Here is a 26,014-nt window from a genome sequence, read left to right as displayed (position 1 = left end):
ACCGACCCCTGACGGTCCACAAAGATGGCATACCCCACTAAAAGGAGCTTACCGTGCCGGCCAACAATTATGACCAGGCCTTTCTGGATATTCTGAACCTGCTGACCGTGGATCAACTCAAGCCCCGGTTCAAGTCCTGCCCAGCAGCCGGCACGGCACCGGCCCGCAAGGCGGAGCTGGTAAGCGCCATGAAGGCCTGGATGTCCGGAGGCGGACTGGCTCTGGTGTGGCAGTCGCTTTCGCCGCTGGAGCAGCAGGCGGTACGCGTTAGTCTGTATTGCCACGATGGCTGGTTTGACGAGCGTCGCTTTGAAGTTGAATTTGGTACTCTGCCGGCCTGGTTTACCGAGCGGTACCACTATTACCACACCCCGGACGAGCAGTACAAACTGGGGTGGTTTTTCTATCCGCCGGGGCGCCACCAGTTGGGGCAGCGCATTCCGGACTGGCTGCAGGAGCGGCTCACATCGCTGGTGTCGCCTCCGGAACCGGCGCGATTGCAGCCCGAGGAATTGCCTGTCTCGCTGCCCGCCAATACGGTGATCGTGGGGCGAGAGCGGTCGGCGGCAAGGGAGTTACGGCTGATGCTGGCATTGCTGCAGGAGGGAAAGCTCAAGGTCAGCGATAAAACCGGCCTGCCGGGAAAGGCGTTGCTGCAAAAGCTTTCGGCCCGGTTGGAAGAGTATTATCCGGACGACCCCGGCGAAGATGCCCCTGGTGTGGCTCATATCAAGGCCTTTGGCTGGATCATGCTGTTGCAGGCCTCACACTGGGTACAACGAAAGGCCGGCCGGCTGGTACTGACTTGTGAGGGGCTTAAGCAACTGTCGACTCCGCTGCATCGGACCCTGAGGCAATTGTGGCTGGATTGGCTGGATAGCCAGCTGCTGGACGAGTTTTCCCGCATCGAGATCATCAAGGGACAGACCGGCAAGGGTGCCAAGAGCCTGACGCCGGTGCCGGATCGCCGGCATGCGATTGCGGCGGCCCTGACCGAAGCTCCGGCCGGCGGCTGGGTGTCCTATCCGGCCTTTTCCCGTTTTATGCTGACCGGCGGCCATGAATTCGAGGTCACCGAGGATGTCAGCACCCTTTACCTTTATGAGCGCCATTATGGCACCCTTTACCATGCTGAGTGGGAGGTGCTGCAGGGGCGGTATCTGCGCTGCCTGCTGCTGGAATACGCCGCCACCCTGGGGCTGATTGATGTGGTGCTGGCCCCGCCCCAGCAGCCGGAGCCCGACTACGACTATATGTGGGGTGCCGATGACCTCGAATGCCTGAGCCGTTACGACGGCCTGCTTTATGTGCGGCTGAATGCACTGGGCGCCTATTGCCTGGGACTGACCAGAGACTATGAGGATCCGTCGGCCAGCCAGCGGACGCCCCTGACCATGAAAAAAGGTTACCGACTGCATTTCAGCGAACCGCCGAGTGATGCCGAGTTGTTGTTGATCGAAGGCTATGCGGACGCCGCGGGCGAGCATGGCTGGCGGTTGTCTGAAGAGAAAATGCTGACCCTGCTGGAAAACGGCGGCAGCCTGACGCCATTGCGCGATTTTATTGCTAAACGCGATCCTCAGCCCTTCTTGCCGGAAGACAGCGAGCAATTGCTGGCCAGCTGCGAAGCCAATGCCCGGGCGGTGACGGTGGTAGGTCCCCGGCTGCTGCTGCATTGCCGGGACGAGCAGACGGCGACCGCCATTGCCGTCCATCCGTTGACTGCAAATCTGTGCCAGGCGGCGGGCGACAATCGATTGTTGATCGAGCCTCGCCGGGAGCAGGACTTCCGCCAGGCCCTGCATCAGGTCGGTTATGGCATGGTGTAATCTATTGTGAGGCTTGAGGGCGTTAAAGCCGGAAGCGTTGCCCCTTCGACCCGGTATCAACTCAGCAGCGCCAGCAGGCTGTCTGAATCCGAGGGCAGGCCGGCGCTGCCGGCATCGCTGAACAGGGCGTCGGCCAGCGCCTGTTTCTGTTGCTGCATCTGCTGAATGCGTTCTTCTACCGTATCGGCGGCCACCAGCTTGTACACGAACACCGGCTTGTCCTGACCGATGCGGTGAGCCCGGTCGGTGGCCTGGTTTTCCACAGCCGGGTTCCACCAGGGATCCACATGAATGACCACATCCGCCGCCGTCAGGTTCAGGCCGCTGCCGCCGGCCTTGAGGCTGATCAGAAATACCCGCACCTCGCCCCGCTTGAAGGCTGCGGGGCCGGTCATTTGCTGGATATCGTTGAGGGTGAAGTGCATGAAGTTAGGCGCTCCAGGTGTGGCGGTAGGTGGCTACTTTAATACGGCGGGGGTGCAGGATAAACAGGTGAGCTCATCCCGGTCCGGAGCCTGATTCAGCCGGTGTGTTTACCGGCCCAGTAAAAAATGCCGGACCGCTTGCCCAGTATGGTCGACGCCAGCTCCTCTGCATCGATCGGTAAGCTGGTCGTCGCCGGTACGATATCAATTCCAGACGTAAAAAACAGTTATGGATATCATGATATCCATTTATTCATTTTTTAGTCTATCATGGATATTATTGTATCTATTTTGTGGGTGTCTGATGGGACAATTCTTGTTACTGGATGATACGGACGTGCAACGGGCCTTCGCTGCGCATCTGCGTCTGCTGCGCGAGCAGGCGAAGCTATCGAGAGAGGCGCTGGCCGAGCGCAGCAGCGTGCCGGCCGCGACGATCAAGAAGTTTGAACTCACCGGCCAGATCTCTTTTCGGCAATTGCTGCTGCTTTGGCAAAGTCTGGATGATCTGGCGCGTCTGTTTGCCTTGACCCGGAGCCCGGTGAAGCACGCCGTGATGCCTACCTCGATTGAAGAGGTGCTTAAAGATGACCTTTAAGCCCATTCAGAAGCTCGATGTGAGTCGCACCCTGTCAACCGGCGCACGAGTCAGGGTGGGGGCGCTGGCGCAAAACCGCCAGGGGGTATTCTTCCAGTACGAGGCCGGTTACCTCGAGCGGTTCGGCAACCTGTCACCTTTTACCCTGAATTCGACCACGGCATTGCAATTGGCGCCGAAAACGCCTCATCAAGGCATTCACGGTGTTTTTGGTGACTGTTTGCCGGATGGTTGGGGCACCTTGCTGCAAGATCGTGTCTTTCGTCAGCAGGGGATCCTGCCTTCGCAGCTGACCGCGATGGACAGGCTGGCCTTTGTCGGGCACGCCGGCATGGGAGCATTGGCCTTTGAGCCGGAATCCGACTTTGCACCGGACGCCCGGAGCCAGATTGATTTGGCGACACTGGGTCTCGAGGCTCAGGCGCTGTTTGATGGTCAGACGGACCAGGTACTGGCCGCCCTGGTGGCCGCCGGCAGTTCCGGCGGGGCCAGGCCGAAAGCACAAATTTTCATGCCTCCTCATCAGTTGCAGCAGTGCCGAACGCGAGCTCAACCGGGTGATGAAGCATGGTTGGTGAAGTTTACTTCGCAAAATCTGCCCCTGGGCCATGAAGAAGGACTGTGCGAAGCGGCTTATTTGCAGTTGGCAAAAACCGCGAAGCTGGATCCGCCTACCTGGCAACTGCTCGATGCCCCCGCGCGCAGTGGTGCCCGGGCCTGGCTGGCGGTGAAACGGTTTGATTGGTTAGGCGGTAGTAGCCATGGTGCGGGGCGTTATCACATGCACAGCGCCTGCGGCCTGCTGGATGCCGATTACCGCACCCCCAGTCTGGATTACGAGGATTTGATCAGGGCGAGCCGACAACTTTGCAAATCGCCCGCCGTGGGCCAGCTGCAGTTTCGTCGGGCGATGTTCAATCTATTTGCCTGTAACCAGGATGATCACAGCAAAAACTGGGCGTTTCTGCAGGATGATAAAGGCCAGTGGACGCCGGCGCCGTTTTACGATGTGACCTTCAGCCCCCATCCCTTTGCGGAACACGCAACGGCATTTTCCGGCTTTGGTAAACGTCCCCCGCTCAAGGCCATACAGAAGCTGGCGACTCATGCCGGATTTGGCAACTGGCAACAGGCACGGCAAGCCATAGCGGAAATTGTGGAGGTGGTGACGTCATTCCGCTCGGTTGCCAGAGAGCTGGACGTCAGTGCCGAAACGATTGAGCTGATTGCGGGTCGACAGGAAGACATCCGGCAGGAAAACAAGGGGCTGCTGCAACCGTGATGCTGTTGGCCATAGTCAGCTCTCCTGAAGTAGTAGTGCCAGCAGGCTGTCGGTAGCCAGCATGTCGGCAATGACGTGTTTGGCGAGGTACACGACGGTAGCAGGCTCGGAGCTAATCACGCTTTAGTTGGTAGCCATACCGCTTCCTGCTCCAACGCCAGTCCTTGAGTTTGCATGGCGATGACGAGTTGTTTAAGTACCGGTTCGGCTGCAAACAACGGAGCCAGCGCCGGCAGGGCGGCATTGAATTCCCGGGCCGTTTTTTGCCATAGGTCATTATTGCCATAGCGGGCCAGTTTTTGCTCCCAGTCCGGCATCAGCCAGAAGCGGCACTTATCCCCCAATTGCTTTGCCAGCCGGGTGTAATTGTGCAGGCCGACGCCGTCGTAGTCGGGAAACAGTATTACCGAGCCGGCTCGTGGTCGCTGTACCAGCCAGTGCATCAGGCTGTGGCGCAGCTGACCACTGTACCAGAGAACGGAGGCTGGCTGGCCTGCGGGAAGCCAGTCCAGCCTGTCGAACAGAGCTTGGTTTTCCACCAGCCAGAGCGGCCCTGTGGTATGCCAGCCCATATCTTTCTCGGAGCCTATGCGAAAAGCGGCGGCCCCCTGTTGCTGAGTGGCGGCCTGCAAATCCAATGTTTTACCGTCATCGCTTTGCCAGTTGACGGGGGCGCTACCCCGTAGTAACAGATAGTCCCATTCATGATGGTGCTGGCCGCTTTTGCTGGAGCGAGCCCGGCCTATATGGGCGGCTCGCCGGGGCAGAGAAGCGGTTGCACTGCCATCGTCCAACGGCGCCAGCGACGCAGATGCCGCTCAATCACAGCACGGTCTGTCAGGTAATAAACGCTACCCCGGCCACTGCGCTGCAGGCCCAGGGCACCGGTGCGAGCCCGGCAATCATCCAGCGCTCGCTGCTGGGCATGAGTGAATTGAGAGGCGGACAGTCGGCCATCATCCGCTTCCAGCAGTCGAGTCAGGGCTGCGCGCAGGGCCCGGCTCATGAGGTTGCCTCGCCGGGTGTATCGAGTGGCTCGAGAATCTGCCAGCTGTCGCGACTGATATGATTGGATCCCTTGTGGTGATGAATGGGCACGCAGTAGCGTACCGTGGTCAGGGGGGACGGCGAGGCAAAAATCAAGGCGAAGCCAAACTCGTGGGCGGTGGCGATCAGGCTGGCCTGATTACGGCCATCCAGGGCCAGAGCCTCGTCCAGATAGCAGATGGCGTGCAATCGGTGGCGCTGGTCCTGCATTAGATGCAACATGGCCAGGCCGGTTACCAGCTTGGCCATCAGCACGGTGCCGTTGAAAGCGGCGCTGTCGATGTCTTCAAAGGATTCCGGTGCCTGCTCCACCTTGCCTACCACGAACACCAGTCGGAACAGATCCGCCACCTTCAGCCCCTGACGAGCATTGCCTTCCTCGATCAAAACTTGCTTGGCCGCATCCAGTGGCTCATCATCCATTACACTGGCCTGGTTGAACAGATCAAAGCTGTCGCCGGTATCGATCTTCTCGGCCTTACCGATAAGGGTGTCGATGGCTTCGACCAGTTGGATTTCATCTTTAGCTTCAATGCGAAAGGTATTCAGATCCGATAACTGGCGGTGGTTGATCAGCCGGTTAAACTCGTTCATTTTGCCCTGAAAGGCCCAGAGACCGTCGCGAAGCTCCCGCAGGCTGGCGGTCACGTTGACCACGGCGCTGCGAGCCTTTTTCTCCAGTGCTTCCCGCTCCTGAGGCAGCTGGTGGCCGAAGTCGATAATGCGCCTGAGTTCGGCATCCTGGCTGTCGCTGTACTGGTACTTGGTCAGGCCGGCGGAATGTAGTTCATTGAGTCCGGCACTGAGCTCGCTGTTGTGTCGCTGCAGCTGGCGGCAGTCACTCTGATATTCCTGCAGTCGCTCGGCCAGGCTTTCCAGTGGCCAGTCACTTTCCCCCAGCCAGGGATGATGGGGCAGCTCCGTCAGGTAGCCGAATTCCTCGGCGGTGTCGGCCCGGTTGTTACGCAACCGGGAAATGTTCTGGTGTACGAGTTCAAGCATATTGTACTGCTTGTCGAGCTCTTCCAGCCGGGAGCGCAGTTGCTCGGCCTGCTCCTGGGCATGGGCCAGCTCGTGTTCGACCCGCGCCAGCTCGGATTGCAGGTGCTGCTGGCTGGCCTGTCGCACTGGTGCTTGCAGCAGTTGCTGTAATAGATCAAAGTCGGCCAGATCCTGTTCCAGCTGCCGCCATTCCTGATCCAGCTTCTGCTTGCGCTGCTGCGCCTGTTCCAGAGAGCTGGCGGTGTTCAATTGCTGTTGCAGGCCAGCGCACTGGTGTTCGGCATCCTGGAGTTGCTCATCCAGTTCCGCCGCCGTCAGTTGGTGATGTTGGGGGGTAAGGTCGTTCAGCTCAAGATCCAGACCGGGCAGCGCCAGCCGGTTGTCGGGCGTGGCTGCCAGGGCGGTGCGCAGTTGCTGCAGCTCAAGGGTAAATGCATGGGTACCCAACACCATGGCCTGACTGCTGAGTACTTTGTTCAGCCGCACCAGTTCATCGGCTGAAAGCAAGGCTTCAAGGCGCAGGTAGAGATTGTTGTTCAGGTTGGCGCGCTGTTTGGTCAAGTCGTTCAGCCGCTGCTGAAGTCGTTTCAGATCCTGCTCTATCAGCGCCGGTGAGCGCTCGCTGGATTGCAACAGCAGAGAGGTGATCTGCTCTAGCTCGTTGCGAGTGCCGGTCAGTTGCGCCTCCAGCAGGCTGCGTTCTCCGATCAGGGCAAAGCGTTGTTCCAGTTCCTGCTGTTGTGCTTGCTGCTTTTCGAGTTCGGTTTGCTGGTTTTCCAGTTTAACTTGGGTCTTGGTTAACTCCCGGTCAGTCTCGGTGTGCCGGCGCTGGTACTCACGTACTTCCTCGATCTGGTGTCAAGCTGCTGTTGCTGTTGTTGATAGTACTGCTGCCAGCGTGACAGGCCGTCGTTAATGCGTTCCCGCCAGTCTGCTATCTTGCCTCGCAACACCAGTCGGGCGTCACAGGTCTGTTCCAGTTCATGAATGCGTGCAAGTTGTCGCTCCGCCGCCAGGAACTGGGCGCGTTCTGCGTTGACATCGTGAAAGGCCTTGTCCCATTCCTGTTTAAAATCAATGCTGGCGTCGGGCAGATCCCGGCGAAAAATCTGCAGCAGATAGGCCTTGACGTTGGCCGAGGTGAGCTTGTCCAGTCGCAGAGTGCGGGTCAGCACCTGCTGAAATACTTTGGCATCGCTGACATGTTCCATTCTGAACACGGTAAAGTCGGGCTCACCACCGCGCCGGCCCAGCCGGCCGCCATAGATAAGGCGGGCGAATTCGGCAGCGTCATAGCGGTAAAGGATGCGCTCTTTGCCGGCCAGGTGGTTGATGAGTTTGGGCTGAGGTACCAGGTTGTCGTTATTGTCGCGAAAGTCGTCGACATTCAGTTCCCCCTGGTAGGCAAAATATTCGTACTCGTGGCTGACGCCCTTGCCGACACAGCCGAATACCACGGTGCCGGTTTGGGGCAGTACCACTTCCAGCAGAATGTAGGCACTGTTGTCGGGGAAATAGAAACGGCGGGTTTTGAGCCAGTCGTGGGAGCCAAAATCCATGCGCCGCTGATCGATGATCAGCAGAAACTGCAGAGCATTGATCAGGCTGGTTTTTCCGGTGTTGTTGGGAGCAATAAGCGACACAGCATCGTCCAGCGGCAGCTCGGCGCGCCGGTAGCCGGCGCTGCCCAGCAGCACCAGACGCTGAAAACCGTAGCGGATCATGCCTGGCCCTCCTGGCCGGAGTGTTCGAAAGGCGCCGGTGTTTCAGCGGTCATGCCCTGCACCAGCTCGTCATGGTGAGTCCGTTCCTGTTCAGCCAGTGCCTCGAAATGATCCAGATAGCGACATACTGCCGGCAATAGCTGCCAATGGTTGCCCTGACGTCGAGCAAAGCCAAAGGTATCGGCCTTGTCGAGCAATGTCAGCAGAGTATCCACGTCCAGCTCTTCTGCCATCAGCAACTCCTGATGCTGTTCAACGGTGGTTTCCAGCAGGTTGCGATCAATACGCCATTCGTGAAAGCGGTTCAGGGCCAGACCGGCATCGGCCTGGGTATCGAAAATCACCATAAAGAGCAATGCCAGCTGGCGTGACTGGTTGCTGACGGTGGCGTTGAGGTCTTCGTTCTGAAACCAGGCAAAACCACGACCATCAATGGCCAGCTGGTAACCCAGTGCTTCAAACAGGGCCACATAGTCTTGTTGTTGTTGCTCCAGCTCGGCCCAGAGTACGGGCTCAGCCAGCCGGTTGAGGTGGCGGCCACCATTGAACAGCCGGAACAGATCGCCCAGCCGGGGCAGGCTTTGCAGCGAAATGGTGTCGGTCATGGTGCTTGGTTGTCCTCTTGATGGGCGCTGAGGCGATGCGGGTGGTAACTGACCCTGATGTTATGCAGCTCGGTGCAGGTGGGGTTGGCCTGCAGGTATGACTGCCAGTCCGGCTCCCTGACCAGATCGTGATAGAGTCGCAGCAAGACGTCATCGGGCAGGGCGGGGTAATGCTGCTGCAGCCAGTGCAGCAGATTGGGCACCGGCAGGGCGAGAGCCAGAGCCTGGCGTAACCGGCTTCATCTACCCAGACGTTGATGTCGGCAGGATCGCCGGGCAACGCCTCGGGAAAAGCCTGCTCTCTGGGTACAAACTGACGCGCCTCGGCCATCAGGGTGCGTACCTTGTCCTCCAGGTGAATACGGGTGCGCCGCTCCCGTTGCCATCCGAGCAGGGAACTTCCATGCAGCACCTGCCTGGCACCTCGTTTGCGTACCTGCCCCAGCAGTTCGCTCACTGCGGTGGACAAGAGGTTGTGCTGACGGGCTTCCTCCCGCAGTGGCAGCAGGGTGCTTGCGCACTGCTGAGCCACTACCCGGCCCAGCCGGCGTAGCTCCTTGGCCTGTTGCGCCACCTGGCGCAAGTGCAGCTGCTGGGTATAAAGCGCGCCCTGTACCGACAGGTATTCCTCGGCCCGCTCCAGGGTCTGGGTTGCCTGCTTTAGGTGGGGATAAAAGGCGCCGCCCAGGCCGCTGTCCATCATCTCGTTCATGGGCTCAACGTACTGATCGTAGGCATCGAGCACGGCCCGGTAGCGCCGGGCCAGGGGCATGGCAACATCGCTCGCCTTGGCCTGCTCCGCCAGTTCCAGAATGGCATGTCTGTCCTGATCCAGCTGGCGGGAAATCTGGCGAAACAGTTCCGATAACCGGGCCGCACCGGTGCGCAGGTCATCCGTTTTCTTGTGTTCAATGCCTTCTGCCAGTTGCTGAGTCGCCTGACAAATGGCCTCTACCCTGGCCTTGAGTACCGCCGACAGCCCCAGCTCGTGTTCCCGGGTAAGACCGCGCACAAACTCCAGCACCACGGGGTTGAGCTGTAGATCGTCGGAACGACTGAGCGGCTGCAGCAGATCGGCCGCACACAGGGTACGCAATATCTGCGCCGGCTCCTGAGTCTCGGTGGGGGAAGAAAAGCGTTCGATCACCGTCAGCACACGGGCCGGTTCAAAGGCGGGCAGCTCCCGCGACATCCTGCACAGGCATTCCATCACTTCCCAGTGCCGGTGCAGCTGAAAAACCAGACTCTTGGGGGTGGCCATGGGTGCTTAACTCCCTGATGACAGTGATATTCCTGTTCCAGGCAGTATGCCAGAGCCGGAAGGAAATGTGCATGGGGAAGAAGAAATTGGCTTGTTCATTCCAATGGACATAATGATGCCCAGAAAGGTGGATTGTTCGGTGTGGCGGCATGGGCCCCCGCTTGTGCAGGGGCGATGGTAAAAGTCAGCACATTATTCGATGTTCTGAATTTGTTCCCGCATCTGCTCGATCAGCACTTTCAATTCGACTGCTGAATTGGTGATGTCGGTACTGATCGACTTGGAGCCGAGGGTGTTGGACTCGCGGTTGAACTCCTGCATCATGAAGTCCAGCCGGCGACCGCAGGCGCCGCCTTTCTTGAGGATCTTGCGGGTTTCACCGATGTGGGTAACCAGGCGATCCAGCTCTTCGGCCACGTCCACCTTCTGGGCCAGCAGCACCATTTCCTGCTCCAGGCGCTGGGGCTCCAGTTCAATCTTGGCTTCTTCGAACCTGTCCTGCAGGCGCTGGCGCTGCCATGCCATGATGGCGGGCATCTCGGCCTTGACCTTGGTCACTTCCTGTTCGATGCCGGTGAGGCGCTGTTCGATCAGCTCTTTCAGCTTGTCGCCTTCACTGGCGCGGGCGGCGAGGAAATCGTCGACGACCTTGTCCAGACAGGCGATCAGTTGATTGCTGAGCGCATCCATGTCCTGGGCCTGGGCTTCCATCACGCCGGGCCAGCGCAGAATATCGACCGGGTTCAGGTTGCCCTGACCGGCTTTTTCCATCACCCAGGTGGCGCCTTCGATCAACTGCTCGGCCAGTGGCTTGTTCATCTGCAACTGGCCCTGGTTGGCCAGGTTGGACTCGAAACGCAGGCCGCATTCCACCTTGCCCCGCTGCAGGCGGGCGCGCAGTTTTTCGCGTACCAGCGGCTCCAGGCTACGAAATTGTTCGGGCAGCCGGGTATAGGTTTCCAGATAACGCTGGTTGACCGAACGGATTTCCCAGACGGCGGTGCCCCAGTCCTGTTTGAATTCCTGCCGGGCATAGGCGGTCATGCTGTGGATCATGTGATTCCCATTATATGTTGCATGTTAATCGGTTGAGTTTGACACAGGCCGCCGCCGGGGCCAATGGCTGGCCGCATGCAATGGCCGGCCAGTTTCTCTATAATGGCGGCGTTTCGCCCGCCGGGCGGCACGATTTTATTCCTACTGGAGAATGCCATGTCTACACGAGCCTGCGGACGCGCGGTCGACGAAATGCGACCCGTTACCATCACTTCCAATTATACCCGTCATGCCGAAGGCTCGGTGCTGGTGGAATTCGGTCATACCAAGGTGCTCTGTACGGCCTCGGTAGAGAAAGGCGTTCCGCGTTTCCTGCGGGGCAAGGGGCAGGGCTGGGTGACGGCGGAATACGGCATGCTGCCACGCTCTACCCACAGCCGCATGCATCGCGAGGCGGCCAAGGGCAAGCAGGGCGGCCGGACCATGGAGATTCAGCGCCTGATAGGTCGCTCGCTGCGCGCGGCCATGGATCTGAACAAGCTGGGTGAGTTCACCATTACCGTCGATTGCGACGTGATCCAGGCCGATGGCGGCACCCGCACCGCGGCCATTACCGGTGCCTGCGTGGCGCTGGCCCAGGCGCTGACCTGGATGAAGGAACAGGGCATGATCACGACCGACCCGCTCAAGACCCTGGTGGCCGCCATTTCCGTGGGCATCGTCGATGGCCAGGCGGTTTCGGATCTGGAATACACCGAAGACTCCGCCGCCGAAACCGACATGAACGTGGTGATGACCGCCGAAGGCAAGATGATCGAAGTACAGGGCACCGCCGAAGGCGAACCCTTCAGCCATGAAGAGCTGCTGGCCATGCTGGCCCTGGCCCGCAAGTCCGTCGACGAGCTGGTGGAACACCAGCGCCGGGCGATTGAAGCTAAAAACGCCTGTAGATGAGTGGGCGGTAAAAGGGATTCGCTCGGCTGCCCATCTGCGCCAAGGATGGCGCAGATGGGCCCCCATGGATGGGTTTACGGCGAGCCAGCGGAGTGAGCCCTTTTACCGACTTGCCACGATTAAGGACGTTCCCAGTTCTCTCAGTTAATGCTGCCTTGCACGGTGGCAACCGATATTTTCCAAACCAAATATCATTTGGAGAAGTACAACCAATGAAAGCCTACCAGCGTGACTTTATTGAATTTGCCATGGCCAAAGAGGTGCTTAAATTTGGCGAGTTCACCCTGAAGTCCGGGCGCAAGAGCCCCTATTTCTTCAATGCCGGCCTGTTCAACAGCGGCCGGGATCTGGCCCGCCTGGGTCGTTTCTATGCCGCGGCCCTGGTCGATGCCGGCACTCAATACGATGTGCTGTTCGGCCCGGCCTACAAGGGCATTCCCATCGCCAGCGCCACCGCGGTACAGTTGGCGGAAGTGCACGATCAGGACGTGCCCTACTGCTTCAACCGCAAGGAAGCCAAGACTCACGGCGAAGGTGGTAACCTGGTGGGCAGCCCGCTTGCCGGTCGCATCATGCTGGTGGACGACGTGATCACCGCCGGCACTGCCATTCGCGAGTCGATGGATATCATCCAGGCCAACGGCGCCGAACTGGCCGGGGTGCTGATTGCCCTGGACCGCCAGGAAAAAGGCAAGGGCGAGCTATCGGCCATTCAGGAAGTGGAGCGGGACTATAATGCCGAGGTGACCGCCATCATCACCCTGGGTGATCTCATCGACTACCTGAGCGAGCAGCCGGCCATGGCCGAACACCTGGAGCGGGTGCGGGCCTACCGGGAACAGTACGGTATCTAAAGTAAAAAAGCCGCTGAAAAGCGGCTTTTTTACAGGCAAATACTGTGCTCAGGCCTTGTCTTCCCGGAACAGATGTACGTCCATCTGCGGGAAGGGAATGCCGATGCCGTTGGCGTCCAGTTCGTTCTTGATCTTTTCCAGCAGATCGAACTTCAGGTTCCAGTAGTCTTCGGCCTTGACCCAGGGACGCACGATAAAGTCCACGGAAGAGGCGCCCAGTTCGCTGACCGCGATGCGGCAATCCGGCTCTTTCAGTACCCGGACGTCTTCGCTGATGATGCGGGTCAGCACTTCCTTGGTCAGCTTCAGATCGGCGCTGTAAGACACGCCGATCACCAGATCCAGTCGGCGGGTCTTTTCCTTGGAATAGTTGATGATGTTGTCGTTCAGGATCTTGGAGTTGGGCACCACTATCATGCGGTTGTCCGGGGTCATCAGTATGGTGGTGAAGATCTGTACCGACTGCACGGTTCCGGCGGTGCCGCCTGCTTCCACATAGTCACCGGCCTTGAAGAAACGAAAGCCGATCAGCAGCACGCCGGCGGCAAAGTTGGACAGCGAGCCTTGCAGCGCCAGACCCACCGCCAGACCGGCGGCACCGACGATGGCCACGAAGGAGGCGGTTTGCACCCCGACCCGGCTGAGGGCGGCGATGATGACAAACGCCAGCAGGCCGTATTTGAGCATGCTGGTGACAAAATCGGAGATGGTATTGTCGATCTTGCGGGCTTTCATCACCCGGTTCATGCCCCCGGTGAGCATGCCTACCGCCATGAAACCGATGATCAGGGTCAGCAGGGCGGCGGTAATGTTCACCGTATATCTGATCAGCAGCTCCTGGTTATTCAGAATCCAGCTTTGAGCCTGATTCAGTATGTCGGTGTTGAGAATTTCTGTTTCCATCAATGTGCCTCTCAATTCGTTGTGTGTGGGTGCCTGGGGATGCAGGCGCCAGTTATCAGGCCGTCAGCGGAATGAGCTGTTGCTGCAGCAACTGCCAGTGGCTATCGAAGTGGTGGGTGGGCTTGATGCGAAACTGGCTGCGTACATACTGATTGATACGCCCTTCCACATAAGCCAGCAGCAGATTGGCCAGCACGGTTTCGTTTTCGGCGAAGCCTTCACCTTCGTACAGACGCCGCTCGCGCATGACCTGCTTGAGCTGGGTATCCAGCCGGTCGAACAGCTGATTGATGCGCACCAGCAGCCGCTCGTGCTCGCCTTGCAGGGCGTCACCGTTTAGCAGCCGGGTAATGCCCGGGTTGCGCTCGCAGAAGCCCAGCACCAGTTGCAGTATGTAACGCAGGCGCAGGGCGCTGTCCTTCTCATCCTGCAGGATCAGGTTGATGCGGGAGAACAGGGTCTCTTCGATAAAGTCGATCAGCCCCTCGAACATCCGGGCCTTGCTCGGAAAATGGCGGTAGAGCGCCGCCTCCGATACCCCCACCTCCGCCGCCAGCTTGGCGGTGGTGATGCGCTGACCCGGGCTGGTTTCCAGCATATGGGCCAGGGCCTGCAGGATCTGTTCACGACGGTTTTTCTTGTTCTGGGTATTGGCCATAGGCGAACTCAACTCGGTTAGTGGCGACCGGAAGAGCCAAAACCGCCTTCTCCCCGTTCGCTTTGGTCAAACTCGTCAACGAGCGTAAATTGGGCCTGCACGACGGGCAGGATCATCAGTTGAGCGATGCGCTCACCCGGCTGAATGGTGAAGTGTTCCGCACCACGGTTCCAGCAGGATACCATCAACTGACCCTGGTAGTCAGAGTCAATCAGCCCCACCAGATTACCCAGCACGATGCCGTGCTTATGGCCCAGGCCGGAACGGGGCAGTATGGTGGCGCACAGGCCGGGATCCGCAATGTGGATGGCGATGCCGGTGGGCAGCAGCTGGGTTTCTCCCGGTGCCAGTGTCAGCGGTGCGTCCAGACAGGCCCGCAGATCCAGACCGGCAGAGCCCGGGGTGGCGTAGGCAGGCAGGGGGAAGTCGGTGCCCACGCGGGGGTCGAGAATTTTCAGCTCAATGGGTGTCATGATATTTTTCTGCAATTAGGGTGAGAAGGTGTCCGGCCAGCTCGTTTTTGCCGGCCAGGGGTAAATCGGTCTGTCCCGTGGGCCAGAAGACGGTCAGCGCATTGGTATCGGCATTGAAGCCCTGCCCTTCCTTGGCCACGTTGTTGGCCGCGATCATGTCCAGTCCCTTGCGGCCGAGCTTGTCCCGGGCGTATTTTTCCACATCCCGGGTTTCGGCGGCAAACCCGACGGTAAAGGGCTTGTTCGGCAACGCCGCCACGTTGGCCACGATATCCGGATTCCTGGTCAGTTCGATGACCATGGTGTCGGCCGTGGTTTTCTTGATCTTGTGGCTGGCCACCGTCTTGGGGGCATAGTCGGCTACGGCGGCGCAGGCGATGAAAATCTGCTGGGCGTCGATATGCTCCATCACCACGCTGTGCATCTGGGCGGCACTTTCCACATCCAGCCGCCGCACCCCGGCCGGGGTGGCCAGCGACACCGGGCCGCTGACCAGCGTCACCTCGGCACCCAGCTCGACGGCGGCTTGCGCCAGGGCGAAGCCCATCTTGCCGGAGCTGTGGTTGGAGATGAAACGCACCGGATCCAGCGCCTCGCGGGTGGGGCCGGCGGTCAACATCAGCCTGATGCCGGACAAAAGCTGCGTTTTCGGCGTAAAGTGCCGTTCAATCAACGTCACCAGTTCCATCGGCTCCAGCATGCGGCCCGGACCGATATCGCCACAGGCCTGGGCGCCCTGAGCCGGCCCCCACACCAGCGTCTGGCGGCGGGCCAGGGTGGCCAGGTTATCCTGGGTGGCCGGGTGGCGATACATCTGCTGGTTCATGGCCGGCGCGACCGCCACCGGGGCGGGTGTGGCCAGGCACAGGGTGGTGAGCAGATCGTCGGCCAGGCCGGCGCTCAGCCGGGCCAGGGTGTTGGCACTGGCCGGGGCAATCAGCACCAGATCGGCCCATTTTGCCAGCTCGATATGCCCCATGCCGGCTTCGGCCGCCGGATCCAGCAGCGCATCCGACACCGGCTCGCCCGATACCGCCTGCAGGGTGAGCGGGGTAATGAAGGACTTGGCCGATTCGGTCATCACCACCCGTACCTCGGCGCCGCGCTCCTTGAGCCGGCGCACCAGCTCGGCGCTCTTGTAGGCGGCGATGCCGCCGCTGAGGCCGATTAAAATACGTTTTCCTGTTAATGGCATGGCTCTATTCCACAGGCTGACAGAGCGGCAAGATTATCACAAATGACCGGCTTGTGCGGTGCACAGAGGGGATTGAACTAGGCTTGATAAATCGATTCCGGTCATGGCGCCAAGGAGGGAAGAATGAGCATCAAGGACTGGCCAGAGGGAGAGCGCCCGCGGGAGAAATTACTGAGCCGGGGGGCTAGCAGCCTGTCGGACGCCGAGCTGCTGGCGATCTTTCTGCGTACCGGCGCCCGGGGTATGGATGCGGTCACCCTGGCCCGGGCCCTGCTCGATCAGTTTGGTTCCTTGCGCCAGTTGCTGCTGGCGGACCAGCAGCGTTTTTGTGCAGGGCCGGGGTTGGGGCTGGCCAAGTTTGTGCAGTTGCAGGCCAGCCTCGAGTTGATGCAGCGCTTTCTGGGTGAGAAGCTGGTGCGCGAGGGCGCGCTGACCAGTCCCGAGCTGACGCGCCAGTTTCTGCAGGCCCGGTTACGGGATCAGAGCCGGGAGGTGTTTGCCCTGCTGCTGCTCGACAACCAGCACCGGGTCATTACCTTTCACGAGCTGTTTTTCGGCACTCTGGATGCGGCGGCGGTGTATCCGCGGGAAATCGTTGCTTTAGCACTCAAACTGGGTGCTGCTGCGGTGATTTTGGTGCATAATCATCCATCCGGAGTAGCCGAGCCCAGCCGGGCCGATCGCATGATCACCGAACGTATTCAGTCCGCTTTGGGCTTGCTGGATATCCGCGTGCTGGATCATCTGGTGGTAGGTGATGGCGAAACCGTTTCTTTTGCCGAGCGTGGCTGGCTTTGATGCCGGGCGTTTGGCTTTTTGTTGATCTTGAGCTCGGTATGCTGTATAAATTGCCGCCTTATTTTGCCCCGATAGACGGCCAACGGGGTGATTAATTGCTCGAGCAAAAGTAAGTTTTGGAGAAGACTGACATGTCTAAAGTATGCCAAGTAACTGGTAAGCGGCCAGCTGTTGGTAACAACCGCTCTCACGCCAACAACGCCACCAAGCGTCGTTTCCTGCCCAACCTGCAGACTCATCGTTTTTGGGTTGAAAGCGAGAAGCGTTTTGTAAAACTGCGTATCACCACCAAGGGTATGCGTATTATCGACAAGAAAGGTATCGACAGTGTCCTCGCTGACCTGCGTGCCCGTGGCGAAAAGGTTTAAGGAGATAACCCATGGCTAAAGGTATTCGCGAGAAGATCCGCCTGAACTCCAGCGCTGGTACTGGTCACTTCTACACCACTACCAAGAACAAGCGCAACATGCCTGAAAAAATGGAAATCAAAAAGTTTGATCCCGTTGTTCGTCAGCATGTGATCTACAAAGAAGGCAAAATCAAGTAAGATTTTGCTTTCTCAAAAAACCCGGCTCCGGCCGGGTTTTTTTATGCCCGGCCGGCTGGGGTATACTGCCGCCGGAGTCGATGAAGGAGAGTGCGAATGCCAGAGTTACCGGAAGTGGAAGTCAGCCGCCAGGGGATCACGCCTTTTATGCTGGGCGAGACGGTGATGCGGGTGGTGGTGCGCAATGCCAGCCTGCGCTGGCCGGTACCGAGCGAGATCCAGGAGCTGGTGGGGCTGACCATCACCGGTATTCGGCGCCGGGCCAAGTACCTGCTGCTGGACACCGACTGGGGTACCGCCATCCTGCATCTGGGCATGTCCGGCAACCTGCGGGTGCTGCCCCATGGTACCCCGGCGGGCAAACACGATCATGTGGACATAGAGCTGGGCAACGGCAAGTTGCTGCGGCTGAACGACCCGCGCCGTTTCGGCTGTTTGCTGTGGACCCGGGAGCCGGCCGAACAGCACCCGTTGCTGGCGAAACTGGGACCGGAGCCGCTCACCGACGCCTTCGACGGCGATTATCTGTATCGGCGCAGTCGCAAGCGCAAGACCGCCATCAAGCAGTTCATCATGGACAACCACATCGTGGTTGGAGTAGGCAATATCTACGCCAACGAATCGCTGTTCACCGCCGGTATTCATCCCCGGTGTGCGGCCGGCGAGATTGGCCGTGAACCTTATCGGCTGCTGGCGGCAGAGATAAAAAGCGTGCTGGCCCGTGCCATCGGTCAGGGCGGCACCACCCTCAAGGATTTTACCGGCAGCGACGGCAAGCCCGGCTACTTCGTGCAGGAGCTCAAGGTGTATGGCAAGGCCGGCCAGCCTTGCACCGGTTGTGGTGCCGAGCTGAGAGAGATACGGATGAACGGTCGCAGTACCGTGTTTTGTCCGTTGTGCCAGCCCGAGAGCGAGTGAAAAGTGAAGCGTGAGGACTGAGGGAGACACTTGCCTCACCCCTCACCCCTCACGCTCTTCAATCAGGCCAGCTTGCGGGTAATGGCTTCTTGCACGGCGGCCGGCACGAACTGGCCGATGTCGCCGCCGTGAATGGCGACTTCCTTGACCAGGGTGGAGGAAATAAAGGAGTTCTCTTCCGCCGGGGTGAGAAAGACGCTTTCCAGCTCCGGCATTAGCCGCCGGTTCATGTTGGCCAGCTGAAATTCATACTCGAAGTCGGATACCGCCCGCAGGCCCCGGATCAGCACGTTGGCCTGATACGCCTTGGCAAAATCTACCAGCAGGCCGGAAAAGCCGACCACCTTGACGTTTCCCAGCGAACGGGTGACTTCCTGCACCAGCGCCACCCGTTCGTCCAGTTCAAACATGGGCCGCTTGCTGGGGCTGAACGCGACCCCGACGATCACCTCGTTGAACAGCTGGGAGGCGCGCTCGATCAGATCCAGGTGGCCATTGGTGATGGGGTCGAAGGTGCCGGGATAAATGACCCTGATGCTCATGTTGATTCCTTATTAACAAACGACAGCTAGAGAGTTTAGGGTAGAATACCGCAGCATCATGGTCAGCGGGAGAGAGAGATGATACGGGTATTGGTGGTTCGTAACGACAAGATCGGCGACTTTATGCTGGCCTGGCCGGCACTGGCCATGCTCAAGGCGTCTTCCGACTGTGAGATCACCGCCCTGGTGCCGGGCTATACCCGGCCGCTGGCCGAACTCTGTCCTTCCATCGACCGGGTGATCGAAGATCCGGGTAAAAATGCGGAGCGCGCCGCACAGCGTGCCTTGCTGCAACAGCTTGAAGCCGGGCATTTCGACGCCGTTATCTGCCTGTTTTCCAATTTTCGCAACGCCAGGCTGATGTGGCGGGCGGGCATTCGCCAGCGCTGGGCACCGGCCACCAAGCTGGCTCAGCTGCTGTACAACCACAGAGTCACTCAGCGGCGGTCCCGCTCGGCCAAGCCGGAATACGAATACAATCTGGATCTGGTGCGGGCCTTTCTGAGCCACAACGGCATGCCGGTCATGGAGCCAAGCGCCCCCTATCTGCATTTTGAGGGAGCCGAGCTGGCGAACTTCCGGCTGGAGCAGGCGAAGCGGCTGGGTATCGATGCCGCCCGGCCCTGGCTGCTGGTGCATGCCGGCAGCGGTGGCTCGGCCAACAATCTTTCTCCTGGTCAGTATGCGGAGCTGATAGGCCGGCTGCGGCAGTCCTTTCCCGAGGCGCAGCCGGTGTTGACCGCCGGGCCTGGCGAGCAGGCCCTGGCCCGGCAGGTGGTAGAGGAGCTCGATGAGGGGGCCGTGGTGGCCGAGGACTTGCCGTTGCCGGACTTCTGCCGGCTGCTGGCCTGCGGTGGCCTCTTTGTGGCGGGCAGCACCGGGCCGTTGCATATTGCCGCCGCCCTGGACGTACCGACGGTGGGTTTCTTTCCGTTGCGCCGTTCGGCCACCCCGCTGCGCTGGCGCCCGCTCAACAGCGAAGGACGCCATCTGGCCTTTCATCCCCCCGCCGGTGCCGAGGTGGAAGACATGAGCCAGGTGCAGGTAGCCGAGGTAGCCGCCGCCGTTACGCCCTGGGCCCGCGAGTATCTGTCCTGATCCACAGATCGGCGTACTTGACGAAGGTGGAGTGAGCAGAGAGCAGGCTGAGCAGCAGGCCCTGCTTGCCATCGAGAAAGCCGGCCTTGAGCAGGTACATCTTCAGAAAACAACCCACGCCGTGCAGCAAGCCCTGGGCCAGAGAGCCTTTTTTGCCCCGTTGCTCCCGCTGCTCGGCCCAGGCGGCGGCATAACCGGCCGACTTCACCAGATAATGCTGCAGATCCCGGTAGGTGTAGTGCAGCAGGTCTCCCTTTAGTCTTGCCGTTTTGATGCCGGTGCCCAGCTCGACCTTTTCGTGGACCAGAGCGTCGTTATAGCCGGTGAGGGCCTTGGGATAGAGTCTCAGTACCCGGTCCGGATACCAGCCGCAATGGCGGATGAAGCGGCCAAACACCCAGGACAGCCGCGAGATGGCATAGACGGTATCGGTGGCCGGCTTGGTGAGCACCGCCTCTATGCTGTTTCTGAGCTCGGGAGTGACCCGCTCGTCGGCATCGATCCACAGTACCCAGTCGGACTGCACATGACTCTGGGCCAGCTGGCGCTGACGGCCAAAGCCGGGCCAGTCGGCGTTGACGAAGAAGCGAGCTCCGGCGGCTTCGGCCACGGTACGGGTGTTATCGGTACTGCCCGAGTCCAGCACCACGATTTCATCGACCCAGTCCAGGGTGGCCAAACAGTCGGCCAGGTTCTCCGCTTCGTTCTTGACGATCAGCACGGCGGCCAGGGTAGGGCGTGGGTTCATGAGGGCTCCTGCAGCAGGTTGAAGTCGTGGGTGATGCGGTCGAACTGGGCGACCACCCGGTCGATGGTAATACGCTGCATGGCAGCGGGATCCTTGACCCGGGTACGCCAGGGCAGCTCATTGGCGGGCTTGCCGGTTTCGGCCAGCAAGGCCTCGTCGTAGACGCTGACCACATAATCGCGGCAATAATAGGGGCCGGTGCGTTGGGGGTTATGATGAGCATAAAGACCCAGCACCGGCGTATTCATCAGGGTGGCCATGTGGGTCGGGCCGGTATCCGGCGCTACCACCAGACGGGCGCTCTTGATCAGGGCCAGCAGCTGTGGCAGGCTGGTTTTTCCTACCAGATTTTCGGCGATGTTATCCGTCAAATTACAGATTTTTGCCGCCAACTCCCGTTCCTGTCTCGCCGGGCTGCCGATCAGCATTACTTGCATGCCCTTGCCGTGAGCATGATCGGCGAGGGCGGCGTAACCTTCGGCGGTCCAGTTTTTGTAGGCCTTGCTGGCGGCGGGGCAGATCAGCAGCAGCGGCTGGCGTTCGGCATAGGGTGTTGCCCACTGTTCTGCCTCTTCAGGCACCGGCAGTGTCCAGCGCGGCGACAGGTCGGCCAGTCCCAGCGCCTGACCGAAGCCCATGAAGCCCTCTACCACGTGCTCGCCGGTGGCGGCGACCTTGTGATTGGTGAACAGCCACTGGCCGTCTTTGGCTCGTTCCCGTTCGAACCCCAGCCGGTGTATGGCACTAACCCCTAAGCTGGCCAGGCTGGCGCGCAGGGCGGCCTGCATATGCAGCAGCACGTCGAACTTGCGGCCGCGCAGCTGCTTCCATAGGTCAAGGTAGGCACGGATGCCGGCGCCTTTGTCGAACACGATGATTTCGACATCTGGCAGCAACTGCAGCAATTGAGCCTCGATTTTACCGGTTATCCAGGTAATACGGGTCTGGGGCCATTGGCGCTGTATCGCCTGCACCAGGGCGATGGCATGACAGCAGTCGCCAATGGCGGATAACCGCAGTAAACAGAGGGTAGCGGGGGCCGAGCCGAGCAATGCCATAAATGAAGTCTCCGGGATCTGAGTCCGGCATTATGCAAAGGCTGGCGGGCCATGTAAAATCCGTGTTTTCGCTGGGGGGGACGGTAATGGAACGGATAGAGCACGGCTCGGAGATTATCTGGTATGACCCGGAATGTTTCGACGCATTCAACCGGGACTTTTTTGAGATTGATTATTGGCGTGAGCAGGATGCCATTCGTGGCAAGGCGGTGGGGCGTAATACCACCTGGTTTGTGGAAGACGAGGTGTGCCACAAGGTGCTGCGTCACTATTACCGGGGCGGCATGATCGGCCGGGTGATGGAAGACACCTTTCTGCATGTCGCCGAGTCCAAAAGCCGGGCCATGGCCGAGTTTACCGTGCTGGCCAAGCTCCATCGCCGCGGCTTGCCGGTTCCCCGACCCTGTGCCGCACGCATGGTCCGTTCCAACCTGGTCTACCGTGCCGATATCATCCTGACTCGTATCGATAATTCCCGCGATCTGGTGGCCATTTTGCAGGAAAGAGCGCTGGAAAAGGCGGAGTGGCACCATGTTGGCAAGACCATTCGCCAGTTTCACGACGCCGGCCTCTATCACGCCGATCTGAACAGCCATAACATTCTGCTCGACGACAGCGGCAAGAGCTGGCTGATCGACTTCGACAAATGCCATTTCCGCCAGACCGGCAGCTGGGCCCGGGAAAACATGGAGCGGCTGTTGCGGTCTTTCCGCAAGGAGCTGAACCTGCATCCCGAATTCAACTGGAAGGAAGCAGACTGGCGCGCCCTGTTGAGTGGTTACAGGGCTAGCTGAGACTTGATGGCGGAGAGGGTGCGAGTCAATGCGCCCTGATTGGCTTTGACGACGCTCAGGGCCTGAGCTCCCATCTGTATGGCCTGTTCGGGTGAATCCAGCAATGTTTCGAGTTGGTGAGCCAGTTCGCCATCGTTGGTTATCACCCGGGCGCCACCGGCTTCGATGAGCTGATGACTGATGTCGCTGAAGTTAAAGGTCGAGGGGCCGGTGAGTACCGGCTTGCCCAAGGCGGCTGGCTCCAGCAGGTTGTGTCCGCCACGCTCGATAAGGCTGCCACCAACGAAGGCGACATCGGCTGCAGCCAGCATGGCGGGCAGTTCGCCCATGGTATCACCCAGATAAACCTGGCTCGGCGCGGCCGTTGTCGTCTCGGTACGACGGTTCAGGGTAAAGCCCTGCCGAGTGACCAGCTCTGCGACCTGGTCGAAACGCTGGGGGTGGCGGGGTACCAGGATCAGCAAAGCTTGCGGCTGGCTTTTCAGCAGTATTCGGTGGGCGGCGAGCAGCTGCTCGTCTTCGCCTTCGTGGGTGGAGGCGGCAATCCACACCGGGCGTTGCGTGCCCAGTTGTTCGCGCAGCGCTTGCCCCTGTCTACGAACTTCATCGTCGTAGTCGATATCGAACTTGATGGATCCGGTCATGCTCAGTTTTTCACGAGAGAGCCCCAGGTTTGCAAAGCGGTCGGCATCATCCCGATGTTGGCAGGCTATATGGCTGATATTCGCCGATAATAACCTGAATATGCCATGAAACCGTTTGTATTTATCGGCCGAACGGGCCGACAAGCGGGCATTGAGCACCATCACCGGCAGCTGTTTTCGTCCGCAGGCGGCCAGCCAGTTGGGCCAGAGCTCGGTTTCCATTATCAGTAGTGCCCGGGGATTAATCCGTCGTAGAAACAGCTTTACCGCCCAGGGGAAGTCCAGCGGCGCATAGCGATGCTCTATCAGCTCGCCCAGCTTGTCTGCCTGATCGGCACCGGTGCGGGTGGTGGTGGTGACCAGAATGGGCAGTCCCGGGTACTTCGCCTTGATGGCCTTGATCAGCGGGGTGGCGGCAACCATTTCCCCGACGCTGACCGCATGCAGCCAGACCGGATTTTGTTGTGTGGGCGCCGGTACCAGCCCCAGATGTTCCGGCCAACGCTTGCCAAAGCCCGGCTTGCCTTTTTTGGGCCAATACAGCAGTGCCAGCAGTGCGGGGCTGAACAGGTGAATGAGCAGGTTGTAGATAAAGCGATACATCATGGGCTTACCGGTGGCTGACGGCGATATGAGCCGGGTCCGTCAATTGCTGAATGGCGGCAAGTACCTTACCGGCTGGCAGTTCTTTCAGGCATTTAAGGTGACCCAGTGGGCATTCCCGCTTGAAGCAGGGGCGACATTCGATATCGGTGTGTACCACGGCCACCTGTTCTGCCAGTGGCGGCGTGTATTCAGGCGAGGTTGAGCCGTAGATGCCCACCAGAGGGCGTTTCAAGGCGGCGGCGATATGCATCAGGCCGGAATCGTTGGAGATCACCACCGAACTGAGAGCCATCAAATCGATGGCCTGATGTAGTGAGGTTTTTCCCGCCAGAATATGGCACTTACCCTGCAAACTATGTGGTAAATGATGCTTTATGGTTTCGGCGACCGAAATATCCTTGGCCGATCCGAAAATCCATATCTGCTTTCCCTGTTCAATCTGATGTCGGGCTACCTCGGCGTAGTGTTGCTCCGGCCAGCGCTTGGAAGGGCCAAACTCTGCCCCCGGGCACAGGCTGACGATGGGGCTTTCCGCATTGAGGTTCAGCTCCTTCAAGACGTTTTGCTGGTTTGCTGTATCCACTTGCAGGGCTGGCCAGGGCAGGGCAGGAATGCGGTGATTGTTCTGCATGTCCGCCTTGGGGTGGGCAAGTGCGACATAACGTTCGACCATCAGCGGGAAGTCGGTCTTGTTGCTGCGCAGATCGTTCAACAGACCGTAGCGGGATTCGCCTTTCCAGCCGGTGCGCTTCTTGATGCCGGCAAACAGCGGGATAAGGGCCGATTTCATCGAATTGGGCTGTACTATGGCCCTGTCATAGCCTTCGGTGGCTAGCTGCCGGCCAATACGGAAGCGCTCGGTGAGCTTGAAATCACCATGCCCCAGAGGCATCACGATGGCCTTGTCCACCTCGGGCATTCGCTCCAGCAGGGCACAGCACCAGGCTGGCGCCATCACATGCAGCTTGGCATCGGGATGCTGCTGCTTCAGGGTGATATACAGGCTCTGGGACATCACCATGTCCCCGACCCAGGAAGGGCCTATGACCAGAATTTTTTTCGGCATTGAGAATGTTCCTCTTTGGCAGACAAACATTATACAATGCCAGTCAAATATTGACTCGGATTAATGCAGTTATGCTCAAAAAATGGATATCTTCATTACAGTTGGCTCGAGATATCTGGCGCCGAAAGCTGGGTCTCTTGCTGTTTGACCGACCGAGTCCAGCGTTCAAATTGGATAAACCATTGAAAAGAGTTGTCCTTGTTCGTTGGGATGCTAAATGGGGGGATGCTATTGTTTCTTCTTTTATTTTTCGAGAATGGAGAAGAGCTTATCCAAATATTAAAATTGACGTTATTACGACACCGAATATGTCGAATCTGTTCAAGAAATATTTTGGGGCAGATCACGTTTATGAAATAAAAAAACGACCCAGCTACAGTGAACTAAAGTCTCTAGCCCTTGAGATAGGTGAAGCCGATTTGTTGGTGCACATTAGCAAAGCATTGAAGATGAAAGATCTTTACTTCATGAACAAGGTGCAAGCGAGAACAATTTCCGGGCTTGATGATGCTGTCGGATTGGTTGGTTTGAAGCTGGGTAAATTAACCGAAGGTAAGCATTTTGCTGATAAGTTCGGCATTCTACTCGAACAAACCGGAGTAGATATAAAGGATTCGTCTTACATTGTTCCAGATGATGAGGCCTCACAAAATGGAGTTGATGATTTTTTGTCTTCAATTGAGGGGCCTATACTTGCGTTCAACCCCTATGGTAGCGGGAAATCAAGGCAGCTAAGCAAAGAGAAAATAAAAAAAATTATCGGAAAAGTAGCTGAAATAAGAAATGATGTCAGTGTGGTTATATTAACCACGCCAGACAAAAAAGATGAAGTGGCAGATATCTGCGAATTTTATGATCAGGCTTTTTATTATCCCGAAAGTAATTCAATATATGATTCCATCTCCATTATGCGTCGAGCCGCATGGGTCATATCGGTTGATACAGCTACAGTACATATAGCTATCGGCCTGAATAAGCCTTTGCTGGCTCTTTATAACCCAGATGATGAGAATTTTATAGAGTGGGGTCCTAATGCTAGCCTAGCAATTAGTATTTTTGCATCAGAAGTGAACCCGCCCGATATTAATAGTATAGACGGGGACTTGTTGTCGGAACATATCTATAAATTACTGAATGTTAAATAGCTGTTCCGAATAGTAGATCACTGAAGGAAGGGAACTCAGTCCAGTTTGTGCGATCTGATCAGTCGCCAAACAAAACAAAACGACACCCAAAGGACTGAGTTCATGCCGATCTTACCACCCCTACCTCGCCCAGAGCGACGCCGAATGCACAAGATTATTCAGACTACGCGCGACAAGCAGCATGCCCGTCGAGTCATGGCCATCCTACTGCGTTATGAAGGATGCACGCTCAAGAAGATTCATA

The 26,014-nt window shown here is 58.6% G+C and carries 29 protein-coding genes and 1 pseudogene; 13 read left to right on the top strand and 17 right to left on the bottom strand.

The genetic code is table 11. From position 1 onward, the window contains the following. The first annotated feature begins 53 nt into the window (after window positions 1-53). Window positions 54-1,829 (top strand): hypothetical protein, encoded by a 1,776-nt coding sequence (locus BFR47_RS06400; protein WP_071472301.1) that lies wholly within the window; start codon window positions 54-56, stop codon window positions 1,827-1,829. Between the two features lie 56 nt (window positions 1,830-1,885). On the opposite strand, the gene BFR47_RS06395 is transcribed toward BFR47_RS06400, so the two are convergent. Further along, window positions 1,886-2,254 carry a helicase-related protein gene (locus tag BFR47_RS06395; protein ID WP_071472300.1) on the bottom strand — a complete coding sequence of 123 codons (369 nt, stop codon included), beginning with the start codon at window positions 2,252-2,254 and terminating at the stop codon, window positions 1,886-1,888. Window positions 2,255-2,570: 316 nt separating this feature from the next. Between BFR47_RS06395 and BFR47_RS06390 the strand changes: the two genes are divergently transcribed. Further along, window positions 2,571-2,852 (top strand): helix-turn-helix domain-containing protein, encoded by a 282-nt coding sequence (locus tag BFR47_RS06390; protein WP_245748824.1) that lies wholly within the window; start codon window positions 2,571-2,573, stop codon window positions 2,850-2,852. Next, complete coding sequence (locus BFR47_RS06385) at window positions 2,842-4,134, top strand: type II toxin-antitoxin system HipA family toxin (RefSeq protein WP_071472298.1); 1,293 nt, start codon at window positions 2,842-2,844, stop codon at window positions 4,132-4,134. The genes BFR47_RS06390 and BFR47_RS06385 overlap by 11 nt, the downstream gene beginning before the upstream one ends. 116 nt (window positions 4,135-4,250) lie before the next feature. Here BFR47_RS06385 and BFR47_RS06380 read toward each other — a convergent pair whose 3' ends face one another. The 7 genes from BFR47_RS06380 to BFR47_RS06360 all read right to left on the bottom strand — a co-directional run bounded on the left by BFR47_RS06380 (window position 4,251) and on the right by BFR47_RS06360 (window position 10,829). Further along, window positions 4,251-4,928, bottom strand: coding sequence for a DUF7281 domain-containing protein (locus BFR47_RS06380; RefSeq protein ID WP_217645481.1), 678 nt, complete (start codon window positions 4,926-4,928; stop codon window positions 4,251-4,253). Then, window positions 4,877-5,140, bottom strand: a complete 264-nt coding sequence (locus tag BFR47_RS18135) for a hypothetical protein (protein WP_217645480.1) — start codon at window positions 5,138-5,140, stop codon at window positions 4,877-4,879. The genes BFR47_RS06380 and BFR47_RS18135 overlap by 52 nt, the downstream gene beginning before the upstream one ends. After that, a complete protein-coding gene (locus tag BFR47_RS18130; protein WP_217645479.1) occupies window positions 5,137-6,816 on the bottom strand; it encodes a coiled-coil domain-containing protein in 1,680 nt (559 codons plus the stop codon). Before BFR47_RS18130 ends, BFR47_RS18135 begins: the two co-directional genes overlap by 4 nt. 164 nt (window positions 6,817-6,980) lie before the next feature. Then, the gene (locus BFR47_RS18125; protein ID WP_217645478.1) at window positions 6,981-7,907 is read right to left on the bottom strand and encodes an ATP-binding protein; all 927 of its coding nucleotides are present in this window, start codon (window positions 7,905-7,907) and stop codon (window positions 6,981-6,983) included. Next, on the bottom strand, window positions 7,904-8,512 hold the full coding sequence (locus BFR47_RS06370) for a condensin complex protein MksE (protein WP_083399032.1): 609 nt from the start codon (window positions 8,510-8,512) through the stop codon (window positions 7,904-7,906). Before BFR47_RS06370 ends, BFR47_RS18125 begins: the two co-directional genes overlap by 4 nt. Further along, window positions 8,421-9,773: a hypothetical protein gene (locus tag BFR47_RS06365; protein WP_245748823.1), complete on the bottom strand. Its 1,353-nt coding sequence runs from the start codon at window positions 9,771-9,773 to the stop codon at window positions 8,421-8,423. Before BFR47_RS06365 ends, BFR47_RS06370 begins: the two co-directional genes overlap by 92 nt. A gap of 192 nt (window positions 9,774-9,965) precedes the next feature. Beyond that, window positions 9,966-10,829, bottom strand: a complete 864-nt coding sequence (locus BFR47_RS06360; protein ID WP_071472297.1) for a YicC/YloC family endoribonuclease — start codon at window positions 10,827-10,829, stop codon at window positions 9,966-9,968. Window positions 10,830-10,985: 156 nt separating this feature from the next. Here BFR47_RS06360 and rph point away from each other — a divergent pair, with 156 nt between their 5' ends. Continuing rightward, window positions 10,986-11,723: a ribonuclease PH gene (rph, locus tag BFR47_RS06355; protein WP_071472296.1), complete on the top strand. Its 738-nt coding sequence runs from the start codon at window positions 10,986-10,988 to the stop codon at window positions 11,721-11,723. Window positions 11,724-11,935: 212 nt separating this feature from the next. Then, on the top strand, window positions 11,936-12,577 hold the full coding sequence (pyrE, locus tag BFR47_RS06350; RefSeq protein WP_071472295.1) for an orotate phosphoribosyltransferase: 642 nt from the start codon (window positions 11,936-11,938) through the stop codon (window positions 12,575-12,577). 48 nt (window positions 12,578-12,625) lie between these two features. On the opposite strand, the gene mscS is transcribed toward pyrE, so the two are convergent. Genes mscS through coaBC form a run of 4 tightly spaced genes read right to left on the bottom strand, consistent with a single transcriptional unit; the run spans window position 12,626 to window position 15,806 of the window. Then, window positions 12,626-13,480 (bottom strand): small-conductance mechanosensitive channel MscS, encoded by an 855-nt coding sequence (gene mscS / locus BFR47_RS06345; RefSeq protein WP_071472294.1) that lies wholly within the window; start codon window positions 13,478-13,480, stop codon window positions 12,626-12,628. Window positions 13,481-13,535: 55 nt separating this feature from the next. Next, the gene (slmA, locus tag BFR47_RS06340; protein WP_071472293.1) at window positions 13,536-14,138 is read right to left on the bottom strand and encodes a nucleoid occlusion factor SlmA; all 603 of its coding nucleotides are present in this window, start codon (window positions 14,136-14,138) and stop codon (window positions 13,536-13,538) included. A 17-nt stretch (window positions 14,139-14,155) separates the two neighbouring features. Further along, complete coding sequence (gene dut / locus BFR47_RS06335; protein WP_139215120.1) at window positions 14,156-14,614, bottom strand: dUTP diphosphatase; 459 nt, start codon at window positions 14,612-14,614, stop codon at window positions 14,156-14,158. Then, window positions 14,598-15,806 carry a bifunctional phosphopantothenoylcysteine decarboxylase/phosphopantothenate--cysteine ligase CoaBC gene (coaBC, locus tag BFR47_RS06330; RefSeq protein ID WP_071472291.1) on the bottom strand — a complete coding sequence of 403 codons (1,209 nt, stop codon included), beginning with the start codon at window positions 15,804-15,806 and terminating at the stop codon, window positions 14,598-14,600. Before coaBC ends, dut begins: the two co-directional genes overlap by 17 nt. 123 nt (window positions 15,807-15,929) lie before the next feature. Here coaBC and radC point away from each other — a divergent pair, with 123 nt between their 5' ends. The 4 genes from radC to mutM all read left to right on the top strand — a co-directional run bounded on the left by radC (window position 15,930) and on the right by mutM (window position 18,069). After that, window positions 15,930-16,604: a RadC family protein gene (radC, locus tag BFR47_RS06325; RefSeq protein WP_071472290.1), complete on the top strand. Its 675-nt coding sequence runs from the start codon at window positions 15,930-15,932 to the stop codon at window positions 16,602-16,604. A 131-nt stretch (window positions 16,605-16,735) separates the two neighbouring features. Further along, entirely contained in the window at window positions 16,736-16,972 is a 237-nt protein-coding gene (rpmB, locus tag BFR47_RS06320; RefSeq protein ID WP_014291125.1) for a 50S ribosomal protein L28, read from the top strand. An 11-nt stretch (window positions 16,973-16,983) separates the two neighbouring features. Then, window positions 16,984-17,151, top strand: coding sequence for a 50S ribosomal protein L33 (gene rpmG / locus BFR47_RS06315; RefSeq protein ID WP_071472289.1), 168 nt, complete (start codon window positions 16,984-16,986; stop codon window positions 17,149-17,151). A gap of 96 nt (window positions 17,152-17,247) precedes the next feature. Continuing rightward, window positions 17,248-18,069, top strand: a complete 822-nt coding sequence (gene mutM, locus BFR47_RS06310) for a bifunctional DNA-formamidopyrimidine glycosylase/DNA-(apurinic or apyrimidinic site) lyase (protein ID WP_071472288.1) — start codon at window positions 17,248-17,250, stop codon at window positions 18,067-18,069. A gap of 62 nt (window positions 18,070-18,131) precedes the next feature. Here mutM and coaD read toward each other — a convergent pair whose 3' ends face one another. After that, entirely contained in the window at window positions 18,132-18,611 is a 480-nt protein-coding gene (coaD, locus tag BFR47_RS06305) for a pantetheine-phosphate adenylyltransferase (protein WP_071472287.1), read from the bottom strand. Between the two features lie 78 nt (window positions 18,612-18,689). On the opposite strand from coaD, the gene BFR47_RS06300 reads away from it, so the two are divergent. Beyond that, a complete protein-coding gene (locus BFR47_RS06300) occupies window positions 18,690-19,709 on the top strand; it encodes a glycosyltransferase family 9 protein (protein WP_071472286.1) in 1,020 nt (339 codons plus the stop codon). Here BFR47_RS06300 and BFR47_RS06295 read toward each other — a convergent pair. Both BFR47_RS06295 and BFR47_RS06290 read right to left on the bottom strand, forming a co-directional pair. After that, window positions 19,678-20,457 (bottom strand): glycosyltransferase family 2 protein, encoded by a 780-nt coding sequence (locus BFR47_RS06295; RefSeq protein WP_071472285.1) that lies wholly within the window; start codon window positions 20,455-20,457, stop codon window positions 19,678-19,680. The two genes, BFR47_RS06300 and BFR47_RS06295, sit on opposite strands and share 32 nt — an antisense overlap. After that, window positions 20,454-21,515, bottom strand: coding sequence for a glycosyltransferase family 9 protein (locus BFR47_RS06290; RefSeq protein ID WP_071472284.1), 1,062 nt, complete (start codon window positions 21,513-21,515; stop codon window positions 20,454-20,456). Before BFR47_RS06290 ends, BFR47_RS06295 begins: the two co-directional genes overlap by 4 nt. Window positions 21,516-21,601: 86 nt before the next feature. On the opposite strand from BFR47_RS06290, the gene BFR47_RS06285 reads away from it, so the two are divergent. Next, the gene (locus tag BFR47_RS06285; protein ID WP_071472331.1) at window positions 21,602-22,309 is read left to right on the top strand and encodes a 3-deoxy-D-manno-octulosonic acid kinase; all 708 of its coding nucleotides are present in this window, start codon (window positions 21,602-21,604) and stop codon (window positions 22,307-22,309) included. Here BFR47_RS06285 and waaA read toward each other — a convergent pair. Together waaA and waaF are read right to left on the bottom strand one after the other, a co-directional pair. Continuing rightward, window positions 22,294-23,559, bottom strand: coding sequence for a lipid IV(A) 3-deoxy-D-manno-octulosonic acid transferase (gene waaA / locus BFR47_RS06280; protein WP_071472283.1), 1,266 nt, complete (start codon window positions 23,557-23,559; stop codon window positions 22,294-22,296). The two genes, BFR47_RS06285 and waaA, sit on opposite strands and share 16 nt — an antisense overlap. Window positions 23,560-23,563: 4 nt before the next feature. Further along, complete coding sequence (waaF, locus tag BFR47_RS06275; RefSeq protein ID WP_071472282.1) at window positions 23,564-24,625, bottom strand: lipopolysaccharide heptosyltransferase II; 1,062 nt, start codon at window positions 24,623-24,625, stop codon at window positions 23,564-23,566. A gap of 71 nt (window positions 24,626-24,696) precedes the next feature. Between waaF and BFR47_RS06270 the strand changes: the two genes are divergently transcribed. Both BFR47_RS06270 and BFR47_RS17745 read left to right on the top strand, forming a co-directional pair. Next, entirely contained in the window at window positions 24,697-25,770 is a 1,074-nt protein-coding gene (locus tag BFR47_RS06270) for a glycosyltransferase family 9 protein (RefSeq protein WP_175514068.1), read from the top strand. Window positions 25,771-25,872: 102 nt separating this feature from the next. Beyond that, window positions 25,873-26,014 (top strand): annotated as a pseudogene (locus BFR47_RS17745) (IS630 family transposase); the annotation flags it as partial.

It is taken from the genome of Oceanisphaera psychrotolerans (assembly GCF_001870485.1).
GTDB classification, from domain to species: Bacteria; Pseudomonadota; Gammaproteobacteria; order Enterobacterales; family Aeromonadaceae; genus Oceanimonas; species Oceanimonas psychrotolerans.
The sequence above is the reverse complement of the archived record's forward strand: the minus strand, read 5'-3'. Positions and strand labels throughout refer to the sequence as shown.

Excerpts from the sequence above, each read along its gene's own strand:
- BFR47_RS06395 (WP_071472300.1), bottom strand. The coding sequence starts at position 2,254 with ATGCACTTCACCCTCAACGATATCCAGCAAATGACCGGCCCCGCAGCC.
- BFR47_RS06385 (WP_071472298.1), top strand. The coding sequence starts at position 2,842 with ATGACCTTTAAGCCCATTCAGAAGCTCGATGTGAGTCGCACCCTGTCA.
- BFR47_RS18135 (WP_217645480.1), bottom strand. The coding sequence starts at position 5,140 with ATGAGCCGGGCCCTGCGCGCAGCCCTGACTCGACTGCTGGAAGCGGAT.
- BFR47_RS18125 (WP_217645478.1), bottom strand. The coding sequence starts at position 7,907 with ATGATCCGCTACGGTTTTCAGCGTCTGGTGCTGCTGGGCAGCGCCGGC.
- BFR47_RS06370 (WP_083399032.1), bottom strand. The coding sequence starts at position 8,512 with ATGACCGACACCATTTCGCTGCAAAGCCTGCCCCGGCTGGGCGATCTG.
- BFR47_RS06365 (WP_245748823.1), bottom strand. The coding sequence starts at position 9,773 with ATGGCCACCCCCAAGAGTCTGGTTTTTCAGCTGCACCGGCACTGGGAA.
- BFR47_RS06360 (WP_071472297.1), bottom strand. The coding sequence starts at position 10,829 with ATGATCCACAGCATGACCGCCTATGCCCGGCAGGAATTCAAACAGGAC.
- rph (WP_071472296.1), top strand. The coding sequence starts at position 10,986 with ATGTCTACACGAGCCTGCGGACGCGCGGTCGACGAAATGCGACCCGTT.
- pyrE (WP_071472295.1), top strand. The coding sequence starts at position 11,936 with ATGAAAGCCTACCAGCGTGACTTTATTGAATTTGCCATGGCCAAAGAG.
- mscS (WP_071472294.1), bottom strand. The coding sequence starts at position 13,480 with ATGGAAACAGAAATTCTCAACACCGACATACTGAATCAGGCTCAAAGC.
- slmA (WP_071472293.1), bottom strand. The coding sequence starts at position 14,138 with ATGGCCAATACCCAGAACAAGAAAAACCGTCGTGAACAGATCCTGCAG.
- coaBC (WP_071472291.1), bottom strand. The coding sequence starts at position 15,806 with ATGCCATTAACAGGAAAACGTATTTTAATCGGCCTCAGCGGCGGCATC.
- radC (WP_071472290.1), top strand. The coding sequence starts at position 15,930 with ATGAGCATCAAGGACTGGCCAGAGGGAGAGCGCCCGCGGGAGAAATTA.
- rpmB (WP_014291125.1), top strand. The coding sequence starts at position 16,736 with ATGTCTAAAGTATGCCAAGTAACTGGTAAGCGGCCAGCTGTTGGTAAC.
- rpmG (WP_071472289.1), top strand. The coding sequence starts at position 16,984 with ATGGCTAAAGGTATTCGCGAGAAGATCCGCCTGAACTCCAGCGCTGGT.
- mutM (WP_071472288.1), top strand. The coding sequence starts at position 17,248 with ATGCCAGAGTTACCGGAAGTGGAAGTCAGCCGCCAGGGGATCACGCCT.
- coaD (WP_071472287.1), bottom strand. The coding sequence starts at position 18,611 with ATGAGCATCAGGGTCATTTATCCCGGCACCTTCGACCCCATCACCAAT.
- BFR47_RS06300 (WP_071472286.1), top strand. The coding sequence starts at position 18,690 with ATGATACGGGTATTGGTGGTTCGTAACGACAAGATCGGCGACTTTATG.
- BFR47_RS06295 (WP_071472285.1), bottom strand. The coding sequence starts at position 20,457 with ATGAACCCACGCCCTACCCTGGCCGCCGTGCTGATCGTCAAGAACGAA.
- BFR47_RS06290 (WP_071472284.1), bottom strand. The coding sequence starts at position 21,515 with ATGGCATTGCTCGGCTCGGCCCCCGCTACCCTCTGTTTACTGCGGTTA.
- BFR47_RS06285 (WP_071472331.1), top strand. The coding sequence starts at position 21,602 with ATGGAACGGATAGAGCACGGCTCGGAGATTATCTGGTATGACCCGGAA.
- waaA (WP_071472283.1), bottom strand. The coding sequence starts at position 23,559 with ATGATGTATCGCTTTATCTACAACCTGCTCATTCACCTGTTCAGCCCC.
- waaF (WP_071472282.1), bottom strand. The coding sequence starts at position 24,625 with ATGCCGAAAAAAATTCTGGTCATAGGCCCTTCCTGGGTCGGGGACATG.
- BFR47_RS06270 (WP_175514068.1), top strand. The coding sequence starts at position 24,697 with ATGCTCAAAAAATGGATATCTTCATTACAGTTGGCTCGAGATATCTGG.